At 40.7% G+C, this 21,006-nt stretch carries 17 protein-coding genes; 9 read left to right on the top strand and 8 right to left on the bottom strand.

Features of this window, described 5'->3' with window-relative positions:
• Window positions 1-338 precede the first annotated feature (338 nt).
• Together AAA970_RS16665 and AAA970_RS16660 are read left to right on the top strand one after the other, a co-directional pair.
• Complete coding sequence (locus tag AAA970_RS16665; RefSeq protein WP_338238024.1) at window positions 339-539, top strand: hypothetical protein; 201 nt, start codon at window positions 339-341, stop codon at window positions 537-539.
• A 539-nt stretch (window positions 540-1,078) separates the two neighbouring features.
• A complete protein-coding gene (locus AAA970_RS16660) occupies window positions 1,079-2,791 on the top strand; it encodes a sulfatase family protein (protein ID WP_338238023.1) in 1,713 nt (570 codons plus the stop codon).
• Window positions 2,792-3,215: 424 nt separating this feature from the next.
• On the opposite strand, the gene AAA970_RS16655 is transcribed toward AAA970_RS16660, so the two are convergent.
• The 4 genes from AAA970_RS16655 to AAA970_RS16640 all read right to left on the bottom strand — a co-directional run bounded on the left by AAA970_RS16655 (window position 3,216) and on the right by AAA970_RS16640 (window position 7,562).
• Window positions 3,216-3,671, bottom strand: coding sequence for a hypothetical protein (locus AAA970_RS16655; RefSeq protein ID WP_338238022.1), 456 nt, complete (start codon window positions 3,669-3,671; stop codon window positions 3,216-3,218).
• A gap of 110 nt (window positions 3,672-3,781) precedes the next feature.
• Window positions 3,782-4,411, bottom strand: a complete 630-nt coding sequence (locus AAA970_RS16650; protein WP_338238021.1) for a GDSL-type esterase/lipase family protein — start codon at window positions 4,409-4,411, stop codon at window positions 3,782-3,784.
• A 1-nt stretch (window position 4,412) separates the two neighbouring features.
• Window positions 4,413-6,380 (bottom strand): cyclic nucleotide-binding domain-containing protein, encoded by a 1,968-nt coding sequence (locus AAA970_RS16645; RefSeq protein ID WP_338238020.1) that lies wholly within the window; start codon window positions 6,378-6,380, stop codon window positions 4,413-4,415.
• A gap of 321 nt (window positions 6,381-6,701) precedes the next feature.
• Entirely contained in the window at window positions 6,702-7,562 is an 861-nt protein-coding gene (locus AAA970_RS16640) for a phosphatase PAP2 family protein (RefSeq protein WP_338238019.1), read from the bottom strand.
• A gap of 128 nt (window positions 7,563-7,690) precedes the next feature.
• Between AAA970_RS16640 and AAA970_RS16635 the strand changes: the two genes are divergently transcribed.
• The 4 genes from AAA970_RS16635 (at window position 7,691) to AAA970_RS16620 (ending at window position 12,650) form a co-directional block, all read left to right on the top strand.
• On the top strand, window positions 7,691-10,138 hold the full coding sequence (locus AAA970_RS16635) for a DUF5916 domain-containing protein (RefSeq protein WP_338238018.1): 2,448 nt from the start codon (window positions 7,691-7,693) through the stop codon (window positions 10,136-10,138).
• Window positions 10,139-10,389: 251 nt separating this feature from the next.
• Complete coding sequence (modA, locus tag AAA970_RS16630; RefSeq protein ID WP_338238017.1) at window positions 10,390-11,172, top strand: molybdate ABC transporter substrate-binding protein; 783 nt, start codon at window positions 10,390-10,392, stop codon at window positions 11,170-11,172.
• Between the two features lie 16 nt (window positions 11,173-11,188).
• Window positions 11,189-11,860 (top strand): molybdate ABC transporter permease subunit, encoded by a 672-nt coding sequence (modB, locus tag AAA970_RS16625; protein WP_338238016.1) that lies wholly within the window; start codon window positions 11,189-11,191, stop codon window positions 11,858-11,860.
• The gene (locus tag AAA970_RS16620) at window positions 11,847-12,650 is read left to right on the top strand and encodes an ATP-binding cassette domain-containing protein (RefSeq protein ID WP_338238015.1); all 804 of its coding nucleotides are present in this window, start codon (window positions 11,847-11,849) and stop codon (window positions 12,648-12,650) included. Before modB ends, AAA970_RS16620 begins: the two co-directional genes overlap by 14 nt.
• Before the next feature lies 1 nt (window position 12,651).
• On the opposite strand, the gene AAA970_RS16615 is transcribed toward AAA970_RS16620, so the two are convergent.
• The 3 genes from AAA970_RS16615 to AAA970_RS16605 form a co-directional block, all read right to left on the bottom strand.
• Window positions 12,652-13,008: a DoxX family protein gene (locus tag AAA970_RS16615; protein WP_338238014.1), complete on the bottom strand. Its 357-nt coding sequence runs from the start codon at window positions 13,006-13,008 to the stop codon at window positions 12,652-12,654.
• A gap of 916 nt (window positions 13,009-13,924) precedes the next feature.
• Window positions 13,925-14,629, bottom strand: coding sequence for a thioredoxin domain-containing protein (locus AAA970_RS16610; RefSeq protein WP_338238013.1), 705 nt, complete (start codon window positions 14,627-14,629; stop codon window positions 13,925-13,927).
• Between the two features lie 91 nt (window positions 14,630-14,720).
• Entirely contained in the window at window positions 14,721-16,499 is a 1,779-nt protein-coding gene (locus AAA970_RS16605; RefSeq protein WP_338238012.1) for a L,D-transpeptidase family protein, read from the bottom strand.
• Window positions 16,500-16,766: 267 nt separating this feature from the next.
• Here AAA970_RS16605 and AAA970_RS16600 point away from each other — a divergent pair, with 267 nt between their 5' ends.
• A complete protein-coding gene (locus AAA970_RS16600) occupies window positions 16,767-18,035 on the top strand; it encodes a hypothetical protein (protein ID WP_338238011.1) in 1,269 nt (422 codons plus the stop codon).
• A gap of 180 nt (window positions 18,036-18,215) precedes the next feature.
• The gene (locus tag AAA970_RS16595; RefSeq protein ID WP_338238010.1) at window positions 18,216-19,040 is read left to right on the top strand and encodes a head GIN domain-containing protein; all 825 of its coding nucleotides are present in this window, start codon (window positions 18,216-18,218) and stop codon (window positions 19,038-19,040) included.
• A gap of 431 nt (window positions 19,041-19,471) precedes the next feature.
• On the opposite strand, the gene AAA970_RS16590 is transcribed toward AAA970_RS16595, so the two are convergent.
• Window positions 19,472-19,915: a hypothetical protein gene (locus tag AAA970_RS16590; RefSeq protein WP_338238009.1), complete on the bottom strand. Its 444-nt coding sequence runs from the start codon at window positions 19,913-19,915 to the stop codon at window positions 19,472-19,474.
• Window positions 19,916-20,547: 632 nt separating this feature from the next.
• On the opposite strand from AAA970_RS16590, the gene AAA970_RS16585 reads away from it, so the two are divergent.
• On the top strand, window positions 20,548-20,952 hold the full coding sequence (locus tag AAA970_RS16585; protein WP_338238008.1) for an HYC_CC_PP family protein: 405 nt from the start codon (window positions 20,548-20,550) through the stop codon (window positions 20,950-20,952).
• Window positions 20,953-21,006: the final 54 nt, after the last annotated feature.

Genomic DNA, 21,006 nt, shown 5'->3' with positions numbered 1-21,006 from the left:
TAGAGGATTTCAATCGATTTCGACTTGGTGCTCCTTGCTACTATTGTGTAAAATTTCAAGATTAAAAACACCCTATTTATGTCAGTAGGCGATATTTTCACCTTTTTGAATCTTTTTAGTTCAATTAAAAACATTGCTCAAATTGGCCCTGAGGAATCATCTGTTTTTTATTTTTAAGACGCAAAAAGCGTATGGATTTGGGAAAAAGGCAAAAAATTTAAGTTTGATTATAAAATCCGTATTGTAGGATCTGCATTAAGTAATTTTTGCGCCAAGGGTGGCTAGTTAAGGCCGGATTATTCATGCTCGAACCCTTGTTTAACTGAAAGGCGTGAAAAATGAAGGTATTTCCTATTTCATTGTTTTCAAACGAAGCAGATGAAAGAGGAGAAATCAAGCTTTCCTTAGTTTGGGCTATTGAAAAATCAAAATGTTCAACTTTTATACTTAGTGAATTAGTTGTTCAGAGCGGATTTAAAGCCAAAAGTCATGACGGAAATTTGAAGTTAGGAAGCAGTGATGCTCGATTATTTTGCTAGAATAGCAGCGCTATTGATGAGGAATTATCCAAAATCGCGTTTAATAATTCGAATTTGTAGTCGGGTAGTGCGGTTTTAAAAATGCGCTAAGGTCGATCTGATCAATCTTGCGGTGAATTATTCGGCATAGGCTTTAGTTAGGGGGAATTGGGTGTTAAACTTAATTTCAGCGGTTAGAAGAGATATTCCTTCTTAGAAATGTTATATTCTTCTTGTGGATAAAAGGGGAGGTGTGTCGTCTCTGGATTAATGTTTTTTAGGTGTATGTACTCGTTTTTTTTTACGTCCCAACATGGGTTACATAGGCTGTATTGCGCCTTAATAGCCCTTTTGGTCTCGTTTGTTTTCCATATTTTTTCGCAAAAACATTTAACCATTGCAAGCTTTTTTTGTGATGGTTTTTTGAAAAATAATTGCGGGGTTCTTGATTTGGCTATACTTTGGATCAACATTCAACGGCGGTCCACAATCTGAACCCAATTATTAATCGAAGGAAGGTGAAGACACGCCAGGCATTGAGTACAAATATTCCTATTCGTATGAACAAAAAATTAACTTTCCTTTTAGGAGCTGCAGTGAGCCTGATGTTAGGTTCTTGCCAGGCAGGAAAAACTGTTGCTGACAAGCAGGCCGAGCGTCCTAATATTCTTTACATCATGACGGATGATCATGCTTTTCAGGCATTGAGTGCCTATGGCCATCCGGTGTCTCAATTGGCACCAACTCCTAATATCGATAGAATCGGTGAAAACGGTATTCGTTTCGATCAGGGTTTTGTTACCAATAGTTTATGTGGACCTAGTCGTGCAGTGATGTTGACGGGTAAGCATTCTCATATCAATGGTTTTGAGCATAACTCTTCTGTATTTGATGGTTCTCAGGAAACCTGGATTACCAAATTGCATGATCAGGGATATGAAACTTCCGTAATTGGTAAATGGCATTTGGTGTCAGAACCGAATGGTTTCGATTTTTATAAAATCCTGGATGATCAGGGAGAGTATTACAATCCTAATTTTATTACCGCAGAAGGGGAAGAGCAGATTGAAGGATATGCGACGGATATTATCACGGACCTGACCATTGATTATCTGGAACAGCAACGTGATAAAGATAAACCATTTGCGATGTTGATGCACCACAAAGCACCTCACCGTAACTGGATGCCAGCCTTGAGACACCTGAATAAATTCGACAGTGTTGAGTTTCCGGTACCGGCTACTTATTTTGATAAAAATGAAGATCGTACGGCTGCTCGCGAGCAAATGATGACGGTATATCGTGATATGTACGAGGGACATGATTTGAAAATGTCCAATGAATATGGTTCTTCAGATTACCGCTATGATCCATGGCCACATGTGGGGCGTGATCGTATGACCGAGGAACAGGGAAAAGCCTGGGATGCCGCCTACCGTGGGAAGAATGATGCCATGCATCAGGCGAATTTGAATGAAGAGGAATTGGCGTTATGGAAATACCAGCGTTACCTGCAGGATTACTGTGCGACAATTGCTTCTGTAGATGAGTCTATCGGGCGTGTATTGGATTACCTGGAGAAAACAGGCTTGGCAGAAAATACTTTGGTAGTTTATACTTCTGATCAGGGTTTCTACTTGGGCGAGCACGGTTGGTTTGACAAACGCTTCATGTATGAGGAGTCTATGCGTACCCCATTATTGATGCAATTCCCGGGTAAAATTAAGGCTGGTTCTACTTCTGATGCCTTGGTTCAGAATTTGGATTTCGCTCAAACATTCCTGGACATTGCCGGTGTTGAAGCATCTGATAAAATGCAGGGTCAGTCATTGGTGCCTTTATTTGAGGGTCAAACACCTGCTGACTGGAGAAAATCTTTATACTATCACTTCCATGAGTTTCCTGGTTTCCACAGTGTGAAGCGTCATTATGGTGTTCGCGGAGAGCGTTATAAATTGATGCACTTCTACTACCAGGATGTAGATGAATGGGAATTTTATGATTTGGAGAAAGATCCTCAAGAGGTTCGCAATGCCATCAATGATCCTGAGTATAAAGAAGAGATCGCGATGATGCATGAGGAGTTGGCCAAATTGATGGTTCAGTATGAATTAGAGCCATTCGATACCTGGAAGGAAAAATTCAAAAAGCCATTTAGCGGGCCTAAGAATAAATTAGGTCCATGGGATCCGGCAGAGAAGAAAAAGATGGATAAGCGCCGTAAAGCCTGGGAAGCTAAGCAAAAGGCGAAGAAAGAAGCTGCTGCTAAATAATAGGAGCAATAGTTGGTTAATATAGTTTGCCCGGGTCAGATATGGCCCGGGCATTTTTATTCCGAATTATTCACTGCTAGATTTAGTAGATTATTTCAGGGTGCTTCATATCAGTGTAATATGGTTGGTTTTGCCGATTATTTACTGACTCAATTTTAACCCGAATTATTCACCGCTAAATTCATAATCTAAGCGCAAGTAGCTTATTTGCAATTCATTATAATTTGTTTTCTTTGATTTATAATAGCCCAAATTTGGGCAAGCTTGATTTCTCCTCATTCATCTGTTTCGTTGGGAAAAACTCGAAATAGGCAACCATTCCTTTCTTATTCCCGCCTGGAAGCAAAACGAGAGCTTAAACAAGAATAATCTGGCTAAAAAAAATCCCCTGTTTCAGGGGATTTTGATATAATTGATTGCTTGCCTAGGCTTGATACATGCGGATATTATCCAGTTGTTCCATTTTTTTACTATTGGGGTAATCTTTCTGATTGGTGATCCCCAGGCCTACATTTCTGTAATATTCCGGGGCGCGTAATAACAATTCCACCATTTTGGCACTTACCATGTCCTTGCCATGGTAGGTTAATTGATCACCGATTTTTAAACTGGGTTCCTTGTCCAGCAAAGAGAGTTCCACCATAAAGTTACCATTTCTTAATCGTTGACTAAGTTCGGTTAAAGTAGGGGCTGGGATGGCTGGTTCTGAGGTATTTTCCCAAACCGTACTCACTTTCCAGCTATTTTTATAGCCTTTCACCACCCCATTGGGATGGAACTCTTCCTCCCAGCTTTCTAATAAGGCATGTTCACACTGCCCGAGGGTAAAGATTCTTTTTTCATGTAGGGCAAGCGCGAATTGAATATTGATTACTTCCATATGGGTTAATAACTAAAGTTTATTTTCTTAAGGATAAGAACATGACAATGCTCCGATTGTGTGAGAGATGTGCTAAATCCTTAAAATTTGAATCGATAAAAAAACTTGGTTTACTGCTTTAAAACCCATTGATATTCATCAAAAAGATGCTCTCTGATATTTTTTTGCCAGATTTTGTAGCCTGTTTCATTCAAATGCAGGCCATCGGCTAAATATAAGGCTGAATTTGCCCCTCCATTCTCGTTTAACATTTTTTCGTATATATTTACCCATTTGCCATTTAAAGCACGGGCTTCATGTTGTAGGAGCGCATTAGTTTGAGCGATTTTGTCCAGCATGTGTGCTTTTTCTACACTCGGTTTGACACTGATGATTGAAAATGGGGGCATCTTTTGCCATTTGTCCATTATTAATTCACATAATCTCAGGAAATTTTTACGGATCGCATTAGGACTGTCCCCTCTTCCCAAATCATTATCTCCGAAATAAAACATGATGGCCTTAGGTCTGAAGTCCTTGAAAAGGCGATCGAAATAATAGATAGCATAGGGGAAAGAACTCCCGCCAAAACCCAAATTTAGAACCGGATAAGGATTCAGGTCTTCCGCCATGGTGGACCACATTCGGAAAGTGGAACTACCAAAAAATGCAATGCAGTTTTCGCTATGGGCTTGGCTTTTCAGCATGGCTTCTATTTGTTGAATTTCTTTTTCGAATAATTGAGGATTGATTTCCTGCATACTAATAATTCCCTGCTTTGGTTTCTTCCACCTTGCTTTTAAAATATTGGTGGAAGTCGGTTACAAATTGTTTGATGTCTCCTCCATAAGGTTTTATCGCTTCCCGGATGTCCACAGGAGGTAATATTCTACAAATCCATTGATTGTTAATGATCCGCCGGTCAAAATTGAGCATGACGATAGGGACCAATAAGGGTTGTGATGGCAAAGAGGCCGCCATACGGAATGCGCCGGTTTTAAATTTTCCCGGCGTAGCATCAGTAGGGAAGGAGGTACCCTCCGGGCTAATCATCAGATTCCCTCCCTGCGCTAAATATTCCCCGGCTAACTGAAATATTTCCTGTCGTTTCAAGGCCAGTTTTTCATCGGTCAGATCTCTCCGTTCACTTTCGGAGGTGTATACATCTATATGCCCCAGTTTTTCATAATAGTCCTGATGACCGTATTCGATGTCTTTCCCCACCCGAACTATCCGTAACCCACTGTCCCCGTAATATTCCTGAAGGATTTGAGCACTAATAAAATGAGAGTCCAGCGTGATTTGAAAATGATTGGGTAGCGTATAATAGGGGTGATTTAATAAATGATTATAGATAAAGATATTTCCGGAATCAGCAGGCAAATGCTCCAAACCTGAAATTTTAAAATGTACTCCTTTACAGGCGTCCTTAAATCCCTGCGCACAGGTATTCCGGACCATGGAAGGTAATGTGCCGGCAGGTGTTTGGCTTACCGCCTCATAAGTTTGGATCAAGCCGGAAAAGAAGGCTTGTTCCTTTTTGCGTTCCCTTAAAATGTCATCTGCCAGGGCCGCTATTTTACGCTCCAGTGGACTGCCATGCATTTTTTGAAATTTGACCAATTGCAAGGCATCCGCCAGCGTGGTGGGGCTTTGAATTAGGGCGGGTAATTTATGCAATGGTGACTGCAGGCTCAGCTGTAAGGCATTTTGATTAATGAGCTGTTCCATGGCATATTGTTCCTGCTCCGTTTGCAAGGCCAGCTGCCAGCAGCGCGCATCCTGCAATTGATGATTACTCAGCCATAAAATGCGTAACAAAAATCTTGTTTTAAATTCCGCATCATGTTCCATCAGATTCAATAAGGAATCATAAGGCAAATAATAAACCAAAGCATCAGTAGAAGCCGTGGCACGCACCATATTGGGTAAATCTTCCTTTCCTGAAAATCCTACGATCAAGCCCTCGGTTTCAATGCTACGGTAGAGGAAATAAGTCGGTTCCTCCTCCGGATGTACGGAAAGCGTTACTTCTCCGGAAATCAGAAAATATAAACCATCTGTGAAGGCCCCCTGATCATATAAAGTAGAATTGCAGGGGTAATGTCGGCGCTCGAGGAAAGGCGCTAAGGCGAAAATTTCCTGCTCCTTAAATATTTCAAAGAAAGGCGTCCTTTTCAAAAAGCCTGCAATTTCAATAAGAGAAGGCTGTTTGAGTGTTTCGTAGTTTTCCGGCTCCAGCGCAATGGGATTTTCGAAGGGAATCATTTCTGCTTGCAGAAAAAGCGACATCATGGTTTCCCCAATCAAATTCCGGCTAAGGTCAATGATTAAATTCAGGAATTCCATTACCGAGTGGGAATGACTGGCCATCTTTTCCCTGATGGTTTCTAATTCCCATCGATAACAAACCACTTCCTTAGAAATGGCCTTGCAGGTGGTCTTATGCCGGAAGGGGGGAGTGAAGCCACTCCAACCAATTGGGGTGCCTTCTGAATGAAATTTTGCAATGGGAATTTGACTGTGAAGCTCAGAGGAATGAAGGTAAAATTGAATTTTACCACGAATTAATATATGAATGTAATTGGTCTTTGCGTGGGATACAGTGATAAGGTCTCCTGAATTATAGGTTACTTTTTGAGGCTTAAAATCTATATTTTCCTTAAAAAAGGGAATAATAGATTCAAAAACCTCCCCATTACTTAAGTTTACGTCGTTTAAATTCGTCATATGGCGTAAAAATTAACTAACCAATAATTTGAATATAGAAAAAATAACGGGGAATGAGTATTTGTGTTAAATTAATATTATAAGTGTTTGAAAAATTTACATTTGCCAAAAAATGTTAGCATAAAAGGAGGTGATTTTTGTCATATTTCCATTAAAATTTAGATGGTTCAGCTATTTTAAACACCATTAAGCCGGATCGGAAAAAGGAGTAAGATTGCTTTTGTTTAACATAATGGTTGGTTTTGGGGTGTTTTTGCCTAATTATAAAAGTGTATATTCCAATAAAAATCAGATTCAAGAGGAGGTTGCTGTAAGACTATTTTAAAATTTATAGGTAAAATACAGTCCCTGCGCATCTTGATGAATAACAGGGCCAATAGAAAGCCGTTGATTCTTTTTCTTGTGAAGGCTGGGAACCAAAATACCGCCTAATGCCCCGATCATAAAACCACTGATGACATCCGTGGGGAAATGTTTATAAGCTTTCATTCTGTAAAGCGCAACAAAGGAAGGGGGGATACTGGCCAGGGCATAAATGCCAATTTTTTGCCAATTGGACCAATGACTATGGTAGTCGATTAAAATTGTTGCCATGAAAAAGGAAGCCACAGCGGTATTGGAGGTATGTCCACTGAACCAGGAACGGGCATTGTTGGGATCTTTTCGGTCTTCCACTGGAATATCATGTAGATATGTCAGAGGTCTGTACCTCGTCACTAAACCAGCGCCTATATAATTGTAAAGATTTACCCAGATCATTTGGGTTTCGAAATAGATCAGGGTGATATCTATCCAGTCTTTACGGATTTTGGAATTAAGAAATAGCGCAAAGGGAAGAACCACTGTAATATTTAAACCCCAATCAGAAATGCTTTGTGCCTGATTCAGTTGATCTCTTGGTAAATCGAAAACCCAACGGTCAAAGGGGTTTACCTGCCGCATGTCCAGATCCATAATCACATTGGTATTAATGTCAGATCGGTTATTCAGCATTTGAATCCCAACTACATTAGCGACCAAGCCAGCTGTTCCAATCCCCCCCGTTATCCAGCGATTGACAGCATAAACCTTTTTGTTTGTAAATTCATCCGATTGTTGTGGCCATAACGGTTTTTCAGGTGTAATAGTGAATAAGAATAAGATGATTAATGTGATAGGATGCGATTTGATGGATGCTCTCATAGTGCTGCAGTTGATGTAGAATTGAACAAGGCTGAAAATTTAACTTTTAGATAAATGAACGTTTGATTAATAAATCATAGAAAAAGCACTATTTTCACCCTCGCATTATTTTTATGACCAACATCTGAATGAAACCTACTTTTGTGAAAAGCCTGCTTTTTATGCTGGGCTTATTTTTACCTGTTTTTTCTGTTGCCCAAAAATTACAGCTGAATGCTTTTCGAATAAGCCAGCCGCCCGAGATTGACGGCCGGTTGGAAGAAGAAATCTGGACTAACGGATCAGATCAATTCGAAAATAAATTTGTTCAAATCTCGCCGAATAATGGCAAGCCATCTAATCATACCACCAAATTTATGGTGCGTTATGATGATCAGGCCATATATGTTGGCGCAAGAATGTTTGATTCTCAACCGGACAGCATTTTTCAGGAAATGGGGGTGCGGGATACCGGAAAGAACAATGCGGACATCTTTTCCATTGCTTTTGATACCTTTAACAACGGTCAAAATGCTTTCCATTTCATGGTTTCTGCTGCCGGAACGCAAACGGATATGTATGAGACGCCCGGCGGGACAGATTTTAACTGGAATGCTGTCTGGACCAGTGAAGTCAAAGTGGATGAACAAGGCTGGACCGTGGAGATGAAAATTCCCTATATGGCGCTCCGTTTTCCAAAAATGGAGGTGCAAAATTGGGGGATGAATGTTCAAAGGGTGGTGAAGCGTCTGAATGAGGAAAGTTACTGGAATTATGTAGATCCGAATGTGAATGGCTTTGTGAATCAGTTCGGGAAATTACTGGAGCTAAAGGAGATTAAACCACCGCTACGATTGGCTATTTCTCCTTATCTGTCTACTTATTATGATATTGATGAAGCTTCAGAAACGTCCAATTTCAGTACCTCAGCAGGGCTGGATGTGAAGTGGGGAATTAACCAGGCCTTTACTTTGGACATGACGCTGATTCCTGATTTTGGCCAGGTACAAGCAGACAACCGGGTATTGAATCTTTCTGCATTTGAGGTGCGTTTTGATGAAAATCGCCCCTTTTTTACTGAAGGAACGGAGCTGTTTAATCGATCAGACATGTTTTATTCCCGTAGGGTGGGGAAATCTTTTGGAAGTTTTGATTACGAGTCCCAGGAGGAGGTTATCAGTCAGCCGGCGGATGCGCCGCTGGTAAATGCCACCAAATTGAGTGGACGGACTTCCAGTGGTTTAGGGATTGGTGTATTCAATGCCGTAACCGAGGCAACTTATGCGGAAGTGCAGGATACTTTATCCGATGAGCGACGAAAAATTCAGGTGGATCCCTTAACGAATTTTAATGCCCTGGTCATTGAGCAAAACCTGAAAAATAACTCCAACATTGGCTTTATGAATACCAATGTTTACCGGGGAGTAGAAGGAAGGATGGCTAATGTAAGCCGGTTGGATTGGCGTTTTTATGATCAGGAAAATGTGTGGTCATTTCGCGGTAGTGCGGCGGGGAGTTATATTAAAACGGGGGATGATTTATCTACGGGCTATAGCCTGGGGATTGATGGTGGGAAGATTTCAGGGACTTATCAGTATGTAGGGTGGTTTCAAATTATTTCGGATGAATATAATCCCAATGATATGGGTTTTCTTCGACGGAACAATTATATCGATCAGGGGATGCGATTTACCTATAGCAAGCAGGAACCACATGGCATTTTTAACAGTGTTCAATGGAATACTACCTATCAGCTGAATTATATTGTGACGCCTTTTGCTTTCGCAGATTTTGAGCTTGCCTCCAATTATTTTATGGAGTTTAAAAATTTTTACCGGGCCAATATCTGGCTGGAGGGAAACCCTATCCGTGGTTATGATTATTTTGACCCTCGCGCTGATTTTGAATACTATTTCATCCGGGAGCCCTCTTTTAATACCGGTTTTTATATGGGCACTGATGAAAGGAAAAGGTTCGCGGTAGAAGGATTTAGCTGGATTTGGAGCCGTCCTTCTATGCAACAGTTAGACAATGGCTTTGGAATTGTTCCGCGGATGCGGTTCAATAATCGTTTTACCCTTTCTGCAGAAGTCGACCTGGCGAAAATTAGAGCAGAACGTGGCTTTGTTGATCATCAATATAATGATCAGGGGGAACGGTCGGCAGTCATATATGGGAAAAGGGATCGAATTGAGTTTGGTAATTCAATTTGGGGAAATTATGCCATCACCAATAAAATGGGCATCAACCTTAGACTACGCCATTATTGGTCTAATGTGGCCTATAGTCAATTTTACGATTTGGGGAAAAATGGAAAACTATATCCGACAGATTTTACTGGTTTCAATGAAGACGGTAGTAGTGAATATAATACGAATTTCAATGCTTTTAATATGGAATTGGGCTATAGTTGGGAATTCGCACCATCCAGCTTTTTGACCGTGTTCTGGAAAAATCAGATATATGCGGATGATAACGAAATTAATATCAGATACCTGGAAAATTTATCTAATACATTGACGGCCAATCAAATCAATAGTTTTTCAGTGAGATTAATCTACTTTTTGGATATTCAACAGGTGAAAGATTGGATGTAAGGCGGGCAGGGATGGCCTAAGAGCATGTTTAATAGTACACCATCCGGCTGCATAATTGAATAATATCTCAACAATAGCGATGCTATGCTCCCAAAATATTCCTTTATCGCTGCTGCAATAATCAAATTTTCACTGCGAATTTTGGCTTTTAAACACGCTCTAAAGCTTATATTTGTATTGACCTTTTTGAATTGCAGAGATTTTTTCCATAAAATCAGCTCATTTCGACTTTATTTAAATGATATATTTCCATGAGTAGACCACTGTATGCGTTCATTTGCTTTGGTTTGATATGTATTGGAGCCTGTAAAAATCACCAGGAGCAGGAGAAGTTGTTGATCGCTGTGGCCGGCAATATGGCTTTACCGGCAAAAGAAGTGGTTGCCGCCTATGAGCATCAATATAACACCAAAGTGAATATGACCATCAGCAGTAGTGGTAAGCTGACCCATCAAATTTTGAATGGGGCTCCTTTTGATATCTTCATTTCCGCTGATGAACAATACCCGCAAGTCCTTCAAAAAAGGGGGGTTACTTCGGGAAAACCTGTGCGGTATGCTCAGGGACAGTTGGTGTTGTGGACAATCAAGGAGATAGATAGCAAGCGTCCGGCCGATCATGTCAGGGCAGTATTGGAAAATGGGGGTAAGCTGGTGGTTCCCAATCCGGATATTGCGCCTTATGGCCGTGCGGCGGTACAATTTTTAAGGGCGAATGGTTTGTGGGAAGCTTTTGAGCAGCAATTTGTCATTGCTGATGGAGTGAGTCAGACCAACCACTTTATTGCGACCGCTGGGCTACAAGCCGGGCTCACTGCCCGCTCCTCTCAGGAAATGCTGCAGGGCAAGGAGAATGGGCATTGGTTTAATATTTCACCGGAGGACTATGAGCCGATTTTCCAGTCTGCGGTATTGGTGAACAGGCATCAATCCGCTCGTCAAAAAAAGGAGGCGAAAGATTTTCTTGATTTTCTGAAGGATGAGCAAGTTTTGTCTATATTGAAAAGATATGGATATTTAACCCAAGATTTATAGTATAGCATTGTCTCCAATGGATTGGAATCCCATCTTTATAAGTTTAAAACTCGCCTTTTTTACTACCCTTATTTTACTGCTGGCAGGTATTCCAATGGCCTACTATTTTGCTTTTAATAAAAAGAGATGGGGGCAATGGGCAGATGGCCTTTTTAGCCTTCCTCTGATTATCCCGCCTACGGTGCTGGGCTTTTATTTATTGATGCTTTTCAGTCCTAATAACTTTTTCGGGCATTGGTTGAAAGCCACCTTTGGTTGGGAGTTAGTATTTAATTTTTCCGGCCTTTTACTGGCAAGTATCATATATAACTTACCCTTTATGATGCAGCCCTTGCTTGCAGGATTCCGAAATCTACCCGAACATTTGCGCGAGGCTTCTTTCCTTTTAGGTAAGGGGCATTTGGAAACGCTCTGGAAAGTGTTGTTGCCTAATATGCGTCCTGCTTTCTGGACTTCTGTTATGCTCACTTTTGCACACACACTGGGTGAATTCGGACTGGTCCTCATGATCGGCGGTAATATTCCCGGAAAAACCAGATTGGTGAGTATCATGATCTTTGAAGAAGTGGAAACGCTTAATTATGCCGCAGCACATCAATATTCTTTGATATTATTAGGGCTAAGTCTTTTATCTCTTTTTACCATTCGTTTGGCCTCTAAGCTCCAGCAACATTATGATGCAGATTGATCTTCAATATCCAATGCCCAATGGTACCTTACTGCAGGTAAATGCCCAAATTTCAGCAGGAAACCGATTGGCAGTCTTTGGCCCCTCAGGTGCTGGCAAAACGACCTTACTACGGATTTTGGCGGGTTTGGAAGCCGGATCAGCAGGAAGTGTACAGGTAAAAAACGAAACTTGGCAGGATGCTCACCAAGGACTTTTTTTGAATTCCCGTACTCGTTCTGTGGGAATGGTTTTTCAGGACCTGGCCCTTTTCCCCAATATGAAAGTAGAAGATCAGTTGGCCTTTGCGCTGCAAAAGGGTCAATCTCCTGCTCAGGTAGCGAAGATGTTGCAATTAGTGGAGTTAACAGATAAGCGGAATTTGTATCCTGCGGCGCTTTCAGGTGGAGAAAAGCAAAGATTGGCTTTGGCGAGAGCCCTTATTCAGGAGCCTGAGGTTTTGTTGCTTGATGAGCCATTTTCGGGCTTAGACCAGTCCCTTAAAAGAAGACTGCTGCAGTCCGTGGATGAAATTCTAAATGCCTTTAATTGCACGGTGATATTGGTGAGTCATGATGCTTCTGAGGTCATGTATTTATGTGATCAGGTATTGCCATTGACTAATGGGCTGGGGGGGAAAGTACAGCAAGTAAAGGATTTCTTCACTAAAGATGCGCTTGAGGGAATTGTTTTGGAAAATACAGGTAAGGAAATTTGGGTAATGCTTGGGGAACAATTGGTGAAAATTCCCTCCGGGGAAAATCCGAAAGCCGAAAAGGGCAGTCGTATTTCCCTGGAAGGAAAATTGTAAATTAGAATTTGTCTTCAAAATAGTAAGAGACCAAAAGAATAAGGGTTGCCACAGCGGAAGGGGCTGCTTCTCCGTCCCCGACTGCCGTATGAGCCATAAATGCCAATACAAAATCAAAGAAAAAGCCCGCATATGCCCATTCTTTTAACGTTTGGGATTTTTTGGTCCAAATGGCTACCAGGCCCAGTATTTTAGCGGCTGCCAGTGGGTAAATAATATAGGTAGGATAAGCCAGCGACTCAAAAACCTTACTCATTTCCTCGTGATTAAAAATGTACATACCAGCAGAGCCCAGCATCATCAGGCTTAATAATCCGGTAGCAATAAGGTAGATTATACGGTTGGTTTTAGCAGTCATATGTTGTCTATGGTTTTGATTGAATATACGATTTTTAAATCATATTTCAGTTGGTTTAAATATAACTGTGGGTCTACGCTCCTTGAATATTTGACTTCGTTAGTTATGATAAAAGTAGACTTAATCCGAGTTATTCGCTGTAAAATTATGTGAATTGATTTCGCTGACTTTTTTCAAATCAATAATATTATGATTATTCATTTGTTAATAGGCCAAATTTGGGCAAACTTACTTTCTCCTGATTCATCTGCCTCGTTGGAAAAAATGAAATAGGAAAAATTCCTTCATTTTTCCCGTCAGAAGCTTATCGAGGATTTAAGTATGAATATTCCGGCTTAAAAAATCTTTCCTATAAAATAGGCTGTCTAATATTTCGGACAGATAGATGGTTTCTTCCCAACAAATGGCCCTGGCGTGCTCAGAATAGGGGTGGCTGTCCTCATATTAAAGGATTTTCGACAGCTTACCTTTAATAATATCGGGAAATTCGGCTGGTTATCGAAGCTATAATCAATAACCATTAAGCGCGTGTTTAAAAGCATACCATCCGGCTGCAAATTCGAATTATTGGAAGCGATTTTGGATAATTTCTCTACCATAGCGCTGCTATTCTCTCAAAATAATCGGGTATAGCTTCTGCAATCATCAAATTTTCACTACGAAGAATGACTTTTAAATACGCTTTAAGGTATCAAAGGGGCTGATGGAATAAGAAATAACGATGTTGTTTTTGAAGCAAAGATGTCCTGTTCTTAAAAAGCTGCCAGAAGCATTGGATCACTAAAGCAGACGGCTCCGCTTTCAGGAAGGTTTTGAGGTGGAGCTCCGGGAAAAGCTTTGAGAGGAAAGGAGGGGGGACGGGAAAAAATGATAGCAGCTTCATTGGGAGAAGCTGCTATTCAAGTATGTGTGCTTGCTAAATTAGCGTTTTTAGTTCTTGTTCAAAGGAAGCCTGCTCCAGGAGTCCGTCATACTGCCTGATGATTTGATCTCCTTTATAAATCAAAATTACCGGAACGGATTGTAAACTTAGACTTTTGTATATTGATTTTTCTTGATCTACATCCAGATGTTGAAATACAATTTGATTATAATTTTTAGATAATCCTTCCAAAAAGGGTTTATTCTTCTTACAGCTTCCACACCAGGTTGCGTAGAAATTAACTACAGAAATATCATTTTTCTTGAGCGCTTTCTGAAAAGCCTCTACCTCATGTTGATTAATTTCGAAAGCATTTGCTTTGGTCTTCACCGGATAGTCTTTTTTCTTCCAGGCACTGATGCCTCCTTCTACATTGATCACTTTTTGGAATCCAGCCTTTTGCAATTCTTTGACGGCACGCGCAGATCTGCCACCCGAATGACAATAAACATAAAGCGGAGCGTCCTTTTTGAAAATCTTTTCTGCCTTTTCTACTACTTTTCCGGACTTAAAGTCAATGACTTGAGCACCTTTAATGATTCCTGAGGCGGTTTCATTGGGCGTTCTCACATCCAGTAGTTGTAGTTCCTGCTGATTTATGTTTTGGTGCAATTCCTCCACGCTAACGCTTTGACTACTGCCGGGTTGGCAGGCAGTTGCGACAACAAGTAATAAAAATAAAAATGATCTTAATGGCATATTATCAAATTCAATTCTAACAAATATAATCCTGTGCCTATTTCCTCTGTGTGACAATTGTCACTTAAGAAATCCTAATTCTTACAGACCGTCAAATATCTTTCTTTTTTTCTATATGCCCAATGGCATTTTCGGTTTCTTCTTCCATAAAATAATGCGCTACATTTTGCGGCCGACGATTTTCTGATACATCGTATTTGATCTCTTTGAGCATTTTGAGAATTTTTTGATCTCTTTGGTACACATCTTTATAGAAATGCAGCTGTCCATTTTTACCGGGTTGTGCGGTCAGGTATACAATATTGATGGGTACCGTTTCCTGCATACGAATGTGTTTATTTTCTTTTGATGCGATTTGCTCATCAATGGCTTTTTGGTCCCATTGGGTATTTCGAAGCAAAAGACTGGCTAATTTCAATGGATGTTCTACCCGGACACAGCCATGACTGTAGGCCCGGTTTTCGGTATTGAACAAGTAACGACTTGGGGTATCATGAAGATAAACCGAATATTGATTGGGAAATAAAAATTTCACTTGCCCTAAAGCATTTTTTGGCCCGGGCTTTTGTTTAACCATGAAATGAAAATTATTTTCATTGATCTCTTCAAAAGGGATGCTATGCGGGTTGAGGACGGTCCCGTCTGTTTCCACCAAGCTCATATTGTTGCGATCCAAATAATCGGGGTCTACTTTTAATTTGGGAAGCATTTCCTTTACAGCGATAGATTTTGGAACGTTCCAATAGGGATTGAGCACGATATACTTTAGCGTATCGGTAAACACCGGTGTTTTATGGTATTTTTTGCCTACCATCACCCTGGTGGCAAAGGTCACCTTTCGGTTGTCAATTAAATAGAGCTGATAACCTGCAATATTCACGGTGACATGCCGCTTGGGACTTTCCCGGGACAACCAACGACTTCTTTCCAGGTTTACCAATAAAGTATTCATGCGATCTTTACAAGCAACATTCAGGGTATTAATGGTGCCTTTGCCAATAATACCATCGGCATTTAAGCCATGCCGATTTTGATAGGTGATTATCGCAGCTTTTAAATGATCATCATAAAGGGTGGAATCAGTTGTATTTTTTTCGATTTCCTGAATTTGAGCAATTCGTGTCCTAATGGACGGGATGAGGTCATGCCTGTTTCCGGGATGAATGGCTTTATCAATAGCCGGGAGTTTTATAAATCCGCCCTGGGCCTGAATCTGCCGGTGTTTTTCCAGGGAATGATATAGCGCCTCGTAGAATGGCATCCGAAAAGCAATACTATTCAGTTGTTCGGGAATTTGTTCTTTCAATAAGGCCAAATACATGGTTTGAACGATATTTTCCGGCAGGGCCACCATGCCGTAGTTCCAGTCCGGGAAAATATCCTTTGGGTTCAGGGCTCCATAAAGAAAATGGAAAATAATCGTTACGAGTCCGTCTGTTAACAAGACATCCTCCTGTGCTTTTTGGAGTTCGGTTTTCGTTGCTTCGGGAATGTTATTCAGCTTTTTCAGAACTGCTAAATGATAAAATTCCGGGCTCAGCCCATGCTTGTCCATGTTTTCGATATAGGAGAGCATGTCTTTTCGATTTTTGGCTGATCCCCAATAAGGGGCAAAATCTCTGGAAGCGTAAATTTGTGGGACAAAGAAATTAGCAATGACCGTATCGCTTTCAGGCAGTGACTCTTCCTGTCGGATGATGGCTTTTATTTCACCGGAAATTTGAGGAGTGATGACTGGTATTTTTTGAGCAATGGGATGAGCCAGAGAACTATAGGTCTTTATTTCTTCCCTTTTTGTAAAATATTTATAAAAGGCAAATAGGAAAAAAATTGCTGATAAACCAGCCAGGTAGGGTAACCATTTTTTCATAAATCGTGGGAGTCGTTTGAATGTATTTTGAAGCTACAAAATTCAAGGCAATAATAGTATGGAATTTCTGATATTGGTCTTTATTTTCTATTCATGTGTTTTTTTTAAAAATTTAACTTATGTAAGGGGTTGATGGTGAGGTTTTTGTCCCTGTATTGAACCTTTTTTTCAAAAAAATAGAAAAAAAGGTTCAAACAGAGTAGGGGGAAAAGCAGGGGAGCACATCTTATTTTTGAAAGAGACTAAATTTTACAATTCAAAAATAGCATGAAGGTTCGTTTATTATTGGTTCATTTATTTTGCGTCCTTGCGTTTGCAAAGACTTTTGCCCAGCAACAGGATACTGTATCCTTACCCACTTATCCTATTCAATTTTCTGTGGTGACACCACTGTCCACAGATAGGATTAATGAGCTGGATCCGGAAAAAACCATCCACAATTTTTCCTTTAATATGTTTTTGGGAAAGAATGGTGGGGTCAACGGTTTTGAGGGTTCATTTTTGGCCAATTACATTTACCAGGACATGTACGGAGTTCAAATGGCACCCATTATGAACTATGTTAATGGACAAACGCAAGGTGTGCAAATGGCCGGGGTGTTTAATGCTAGTGGTGATCGATTGAGAGGGGTTCAAATGTCCGGGGTGAGCAGTTTGGCTCAGGGGAATGTGCAGGGTGCCCAATTATCAGGAGCGGTGAATATTGCCGAAAAGAAGGTCAAAGGTGCCCAATTGAGTGGTGCTGTAAATGTGGGCATTAACGAGATTAAGGGCTTGCAGATGGCTGGTGGGGTCAACGTAGCCCTTAGTTATATGAATGGTTTGCAGGCTGCTCCTATAAATGTGGCTATTGCGGAAATGGAAGGAGCTCAAATTGGGGCGATAAACGTAAATACCGGTACATTGAAAGGTAGTCAGATTGGTGCCATCAATGTGGGGGGCAAGGTACAGGGAAGCATGGTTGGAGTAATCAATGTAGCGGATTCCGTAAAGGGCATTCCCTTCGGAGTATTAAACATCGTAAGGCATGGTTATCGTTCGGTCGCTTTTGAATCCAATGAAGTTTGGCGAGGAATGTTGACCTATCGGATGGGATCCCCTGTTTTCTATAATATTTTTACTGCGGGTTATATGTGGGATGGCAATTATCAGCGTTATGGTTTGGGATATGGTATTGGTACGCAATTTCACATCAGCCGAAAGAATCACTTCTTCATGGAGTTAACCGCCACGCATATCAATGAAGATGAAGGTTGGACGGATCAACTAAATTTGATGTCCCGTTTTCATATGGGAGTGGATATCCGAATTGCGCCTTGGATGACCATGTCTGTGGGCCCGGCCATTAGCTTGCTAACCTCTCATGTGGATCAAGGGAATTTAACGGATACCCAGGGCTATCCGGCTCCAGCCTTGTCCGTATTCCCCAATTGGTGGTCGGAACAAAATGGCGATTTATATATGGCTGTCTGGGGTGGTTTACAGGCCTCTATTCGTTTTGGAAGTTTTAGGAAGTTAGATCGATCAAAATATTAATCACGCCAGGAGGTTAAGAGCTTGTTTTAAAGCCAAAATTCGTAGCGAAAATTTGATTATTGCCGAAGGGAAACCTGATTATTTTGAGAAAATAACATTGCTCTTGTTGAGAAATTATCCAAAATCCCTTTTGATAATTCGAATTTGCAGCCGGCTGGTTTATTTTTAAACACGCAATAAATGAAAGTAAGTTCTTTAACCTTCTATTATTGTAAATTATTGCGCATGAAGACGATGAGAAAATTTTTATGGCTTTTCGGGGCGGTCTTAGCCCTGAGTTCCTGTGGCAGTATGGGCATTGACGGTAGTGGCCCGATCGAGCGTCGTAATATCCCGGTACAAGACTTTACCGGAATTCGGGTGGAAGATGGTATCCATTTATATTTGACGGGTGATCAGGATCTGACCGTCAATGCCGAAGGGCAAGGGAATATTTTGGATATCACCGAAATAGTAAATGATGGGGGCTTGTTAAAAATCCGCTTTAATAAACGAGTGGGCAATCATGCAGGCGTCACCGTGAATATCGGCCTGAAAGATCCTATTGATTATATCGGATACGCCGGTAGTGGTACTGTCTCTATGGATGCGGACACGGCCCTGATGCAGGGAAATAAAGTGTTGCTGGAGAAAAGTGGCAGCGGTAAAGCCGTGGATATCCGGGCGGCTGGTACGGATGTGAGCTTTCGATTGGAGGGTTCCGGGAGTATAAATGGTAGTGTGGAGGCCGATCAGTTTTACTCCAAAATTTCAGGTTCCGGTAATATTCAAGTTTTTGGAACATCCAATGCTCAGCAATTGGAAATCTCCGGTTCGGGAAAATATCGATGCAGAGATCTGAAAACCCAAAAGAGTGAAGTTCATATTTCTGGTTCTGGTGAAATGGAAGTCTGGGCCGAGGAAGAACTGAATGTGTCCATTAGTGGAAGTGGGAGAGTTCGCTATAAAGGAAATCCGGAAATTACCAGTAATATCAGCGGCAGTGGATCAATTAGTAGTTTGTAATAACAAAAATGCTATACTGATTTTGAACAGCTACTCATGTGGGTAGCTGTTTTTTTGCTTTCTGCTAAACCGTATTTAGGATGTTGTCAGACACTAAAAATCCCATAGTTTATAATAAGTTTCTCCTATGTGGCAAGGAAGGAAAGCAGGTGCCATTTCTTTCTTTTTGAACCGCAGCAATTAAGGCGGAGGAAAACAATTTGAGCCGAATTATGCATATTAAATTTCTCGTTTAGTGGAAAGCCGGAATAAAGAAGTATTTTTTCCATTGTCGATTTTTTTTCAGCGAAGTATTGAATCTGGAAAAAGAAAGCTTAATCAAATTTTGGTAGCTAAAATCCGAAATTACGCGAGCACAGCACCATCAATATGCGCTTTGTTGGAAATTGTTTAAGCTCACGCATGGAGCATATTCAGATAATAATTGTTGATTAATATATGGCTTTGATATCAAAAGAGGTTTGGTTATAAGTGCATTTTTCTCCTACTTTTTTGTCCTTGATACATTGGTATAAGGGAGCCTGAGGCGATAAGCCTATGTATTTTTTCCCCTCCCATGTGAAAGCCGGAATGGAGGTCGCAATGATGAGATGGATGTTGGCTGTTTCAATGATGGCCCCCGGCTTTATGAGGTCTGTTGGGCTAAAATCGATGGTCTTGATTTGTTCTATATGCCTTTCATGCAAATGAATTTGTTCTTCCAGCTTTTGGGCAATGTCTAAACTTTCCTGATGGTGGGATTGAGCATCCATATCCACTACATCGTTTTCGGCAGAATTATTATCGGAGAGATATCTTTCATACTCGATTTCAGATTGCTGCGCTTTTTCTGATTCTGATTGTATAAGAAATTTTTTGAGGGCTAATTTGTCCATGGTCAATTCGTTTATGTCTATTTTACTAATCGATTTGAGTGTAATATGTTGTGAGATAGTACCTATGAGTAGAATTTCGTCATTTTGCGAGCTGTTTTTTTTTATTCGTCCTGATGATGCCTGTATGAATGTTCTCTTAGCTTCAGAGCGGGAAACAGGAAGGAGTGGGTTCCTATATAAATTTTCCCATGGTGTAGACGATGGAGGGGAAAGCTTAGTTATCCCAATTGGCCACAGCTGAAAGACATAAACCCGAATTATTCACCGAATATTTATTAACCAAGCGCAAATGGTTTGTTTTCATTTCTTTAAAACTTATTTTCTTTGAATTATAATAGCCCAAATTTGGGCAAGCTTGCTTTCTCCTCATTCATCTGTTTCGTTGGAAAAAACTCGAAATAGGAAAAATTCCTTCATTTTTTGCGTCTTACGGCTAAACGAGGATTTAAGTATGAATAATCCCGGTTAAGCAGGCTATTCATGGTTTTGAGAATAAGCAGTTTTAAATAGAACCTTGCATCATTCGCTTCACATAAACCATGAATTTTTGGCCGAAGTGCATATTGTCTTTTTTTTGTAAAAATCAGCCTTAACCTTGTCCTAATCTAAATTTATTCCGTTCTTTGAAACAAATGCCTAAGCAAACCTTACATATCGCCCTTTCCTTTCTGTTAATGTTTTCCACCGTTGGCGTGGTGGTTGATAAGCATTATATGGGTGGTCATGTGATGACGGTGGCTTTTTTCTCCACGGCCGAAAGTTGCTGTAAAAATATGGATGCTGCTGATATGGAAGCCCACGGCTGTCATAATGAGGCAGAATGGCATCAGCTGAAAGATGCTTTCCAAAAGGCAGATTTTCATTTTGATTTTTACACTTCCCTCAATTTCGTGGTGCAGGATTTTCAGGATATCTGGCAACAGTTTATTCGAATTCAGGCAACAGCAATTACTCACTATTTTGTCCCTGAGGGGCCTCCTCCATTGCTCAAAATACAGTCGGAAATCCCGATTTTTGTGCAATCCTTTCTTTATTAGCCAACTCCAATGAGTGATTCCCGGCAATTGTTTATGCGGATCACTCCACGTTCC

This window comes from Persicobacter diffluens (genome assembly GCF_036244895.1).
Lineage (GTDB): Bacteria > Bacteroidota > Bacteroidia > Cytophagales > Cyclobacteriaceae > Persicobacter > Persicobacter diffluens.
The sequence above is the reverse complement of the archived record's forward strand: the minus strand, read 5'-3'. Positions and strand labels throughout refer to the sequence as shown.